The sequence below is a fragment of the Curtobacterium sp. B8 genome, assembly GCF_000333315.1.
GTDB classification, from domain to species: Bacteria; Actinomycetota; Actinomycetes; order Actinomycetales; family Microbacteriaceae; genus Curtobacterium; species Curtobacterium luteum.
Genome location: NZ_BACW01000055.1, coordinates 1 through 3,481, shown reverse-complemented (window position 1 = coordinate 3,481; position 3,481 = coordinate 1). Strand labels below are relative to the sequence as shown.

Genomic DNA, 3,481 nt, shown 5'->3' with positions numbered 1-3,481 from the left:
CAGCAGCATTTGGATGCTCGACAAGCCCTGCGCCACGGTGTCGTGGATCTCCCGGGCGAGCCGTGCGCGCTCGGCGAGGACGCCCTGCTCCCGTTCGGTCGCGGCGAGTCGGTCACGGGTGGCGAGCAGCTCGGCGACCAGCTCCTCGCGTTCCGCGGCCTCGCGGGCGAGCGCACGGTAGCCGAGCCCGATGAGGAGGGCGACACCCGCTCCGACGACCGGTCCGACCACGCCACCGACGGTGAAGCCGCCGTGCACCCCGATCGCCGAGATCGCCACGGCGGTGGCCACGACGACGGCGACGGGTCCCACCACGCGCGGGAGGACGTGCAGGTAGAGGAAGAACAACGGGAAGACGAGGTAGGCGGCTTCCGGCACGAGGACGAGGAGCGCCGTCCACAGCACTGTCAGCCCGACCAGCCAGAGCACTCCGGCTCGCGACCGGCGACCCTCGGCGGCACGGGCGATGCGAGCGCCGAGCAGGTACACCGCGCCGAACGCCGCCGCGAGCACGAGCGACGGCAGGGCCCAGGGGCCGCCGACGACCGCGACCCGCACGACGACGAGCGCGAGCAGTGTGGCGAACAGCACGTGCAGGCCGGTGCGGAGACCGACGAAGACCGGAGTGAGCGTGCTGTGGACCATGTGTCCGCCAGCCTACGGACGCCGTTGTCCCGACGGATCAACCGAAAGGTGGAGCGCAGGACCGACCCGACCGCTGATGACGGACCGCGTGGGCCCGGTGAGGCTGGACGGCGTGGTCGCGGACGGTCCGTGACCGCAGGAAGGACCACCGTGTTCGTCGCCTGGCGCGATCTCCGGTTCGCCCGCGGACGCTTCGTGCTCATCGGCTCCGTCGTGGCGCTCATCACCCTGCTCGTCGGGTTTCTCGCCGGACTCACCGGCGGACTCGCAGCGCAGAACGTCTCCGCCGTGCTCGCCCTGCCGGGCGACCGGCTCGTCCTGCAGCAACCGTCCGACGGACAGCCGTCGTTCTCGGAGTCGCGCATCGGCCGGGAGGCCCTGGTCGGGTGGCGAGCGTCGACCGGCGTCGACGAGGTGGTGCCGGTGGGCATCGTCCAGGGTCGTGCCGCGCGGGCCGCGGCCGGCGCGACGTCCGGTTCCGGTGCCGGATCGGCCGGTTCCGGTGCCGGATCGGCCGGTTCCGGTGTCGGGTCGGCCGGTTCCGCCGCCGGATCGGCCGGTTCCGCCGCCGGGTCGGCCGGGTCGGCCGGCGACGGCACCGCCGTGGGCGTCGCGCTCTTCGGCCTGCCGGCGTCCGCGGGTCGTGACGGTGTCGCAGCGCTCGCACCCCGCTCGGTCGACGAGGTCGGTCTGTCCGCCGGGGCCGCGCACGACCTCGGTGTCCGTGCCGGCGACCGCGTCACGATCGCGGGGACGACCTTCCGGGTCGCGATCGTCGGCGGCGATGCCTGGTACAGCCACACCCCCGTCGTCGCGATGACGCCGGACGCGTGGTCCGCGGCCGATCGCCGCCTCGGCGGGGACGGCGACCCCACCCTGCTCGCCGTCAGCGGTCACCCCGACTGGGCGGCCGTCTCCGCCCGGACCGACACGTCAGCAGCGACACCGTTGGCCTCGCTGACCGCACTCGAGACCTTCAAGTCGGAGGTCGGGTCGCTCGGGCTCATGATCGCGATGCTGTTCGGGGTCTCCGCACTCGTCGTCGGTGCGTTCTTCACGGTGTGGACGATGCAGCGCTCCGGGGACGTCGCCGTGCTCAAGGCCCTCGGTGCGAGCACGCCGTCACTCGTCCGCGACGCCCTCGGGCAGGCGCTCGTCGTGCTCGTCGTCGGCATCGGGGTCGGCACAGCCGTCGTCGTCGGGCTCGGGACGCTCGCCGGCGGCGCCCTGCCCTTCCTCCTCAGCCCGCTCACCACGCTCGTCCCCGGGGTGGTGATGGCGCTCCTCGGTCTCGCCGGTGCTGCCGTCGCCCTCCGCACCGTCACCGCAGCCGACCCCCTCACCGCACTCGGGAGCAACCGATGATCACCCTCGACGACGTCACCCTGACCTTCCCCGACGGCGACCGCCGCGTCACCGCCGTCGACCACGTGTCGCTCACCGCACCCGCAGGCGTGGTGACGGGCATCACCGGGCCGTCCGGCTCGGGCAAGTCCTCGCTGCTGGCGGTCGCCGCCACGCTCATCCGGCCGGACTCCGGGCGGGTGCTCGTCAGCGGGGCCGACGGCTCGGGGGTGGACGCCGCCCGCCTGTCCCGCCGCGAGGCCGCCGGACTCCGACGGGATCAGATCGGCATCGTGTTCCAGCAGTCGAACCTCCTGCACTCGCTCACCGCCACCGAGCAGCTGCTCGTGATGGGCCACCTCGGCGGGGGTCGGCGCCGGGTCGACCGGGGCCGGGTCTTCGATCTGCTCGACGCCGTCGGACTGTCGGAGCACGCCGACAAGCGACCGGCGCAGCTGTCCGGCGGACAGCGGCAGCGGGTCGCGATCGCCCGGGCACTCGTCAACGAGCCGGACGTGCTGCTGGTGGACGAGCCGACGAGCGCACTCGACCAGGAGCGGGGCGGGGCCGTCATGGACCTCATCGCGCAGCTGACGCACGAGCGCGGGACCGCGACCCTGCTCGTCACGCACGACCTCGTGCACCGGCACACGCTCGACCGACTCGTCACGGTGCTCGACGGGCAGCTCGTCCCGGAGGCCGCCGACGCCGCCGTGCACGCAGCCTAGGATCGGGGCATGGCGACCGTCCTCCTCGTCCGGCACGGACGCACCACCGCGAACGCGACCGGACTGCTCGCCGGGCGCACGGCCGGGGTCCGGCTCGACGACGTCGGGCGGCGGCAGGCCCAGCGGACCGCCGAGCGCATCGCAGCGGTCCCGCTCGCGGCCCTCGTCACGAGCCCGCTCGAACGATGCCGTCAGACGTCCCGAGCGATCGCCGACGCCCAGCGCGCCGCGCACGGGTCCGTCCCGGAGACCGTCGTCGAGCGCGCGATCACCGAGGCCGACTACGGGGAGTGGCAGGGCCGCGCGCTCGCCGACCTGGCGAAGGAGCCGCTGTGGCGCACCGTCCAGGCGAACCCGAGCGCGGTGGTGTTCCCGGGCGGCGAGTCGATGCGGACCATGCAGTCCCGCGCGGTGACGGCCGTGCGGCGGCTCGACGCCGAGGTCGAGCGGCAGCACGGGCCCGGCGCGGTGTGGGTCGCGGTGAGCCACGGCGACATCGTGAAGTCCGTGCTCGCCGACGCGTTCGGCATGCACCTCGACCTGTTCCAACGGATCGCGGTCGGCCCGGCCTCGGTGTCGATCGTCCGTTACGGCGAGCACCGACCCGAGGTCGTGGCGACGAACACCGAGTCGGGGGACCTGTCGTGGCTCGCCGCAGCTCCCGCACCGAGCGGCGACGCCGCGGTCGGCGGGGGCGCCGGACACGCGTCGACGGACGATCGGCCGAACACCGCGCGACCCTGAACGGTCGGAGCCCGGCGCTC

General features: G+C 74.1%; 4 protein-coding genes. 3 read left to right on the top strand and 1 reads right to left on the bottom strand.

All coding sequences use genetic code 11. The features are described 5' to 3' along the window. The coding region (locus I59_RS01575) for a histidine kinase (protein ID WP_022902376.1) at positions 1-645 on the bottom strand (645 nt) is incomplete at its 3' end. A 150-nt stretch (positions 646-795) separates the two neighbouring features. Here I59_RS01575 and I59_RS01570 point away from each other — a divergent pair. Genes I59_RS01570 through I59_RS01560 form a run of 3 tightly spaced genes read left to right on the top strand, consistent with a single transcriptional unit; the run spans position 796 to position 3,461 of the window. Continuing rightward, positions 796-2,010 (top strand): FtsX-like permease family protein, encoded by a 1,215-nt coding sequence (locus I59_RS01570; RefSeq protein WP_022902375.1) that lies wholly within the window; start codon positions 796-798, stop codon positions 2,008-2,010. Further along, on the top strand, positions 2,007-2,717 hold the full coding sequence (locus I59_RS01565) for an ABC transporter ATP-binding protein (RefSeq protein WP_022902374.1): 711 nt from the start codon (positions 2,007-2,009) through the stop codon (positions 2,715-2,717). The genes I59_RS01570 and I59_RS01565 overlap by 4 nt, the downstream gene beginning before the upstream one ends. 9 nt (positions 2,718-2,726) lie before the next feature. Further along, positions 2,727-3,461: a histidine phosphatase family protein gene (locus tag I59_RS01560; protein WP_022902373.1), complete on the top strand. Its 735-nt coding sequence runs from the start codon at positions 2,727-2,729 to the stop codon at positions 3,459-3,461. Positions 3,462-3,481: the final 20 nt, after the last annotated feature.

What these genes read in the sequence shown, in the direction of transcription:
- I59_RS01565 (WP_022902374.1), top strand. Translation starts at nt 2,007, where the DNA reads ATGATCACCCTCGACGACGTCACCCTGACCTTCCCCGACGGCGACCGC.
- I59_RS01560 (WP_022902373.1), top strand. Translation starts at nt 2,727, where the DNA reads ATGGCGACCGTCCTCCTCGTCCGGCACGGACGCACCACCGCGAACGCG.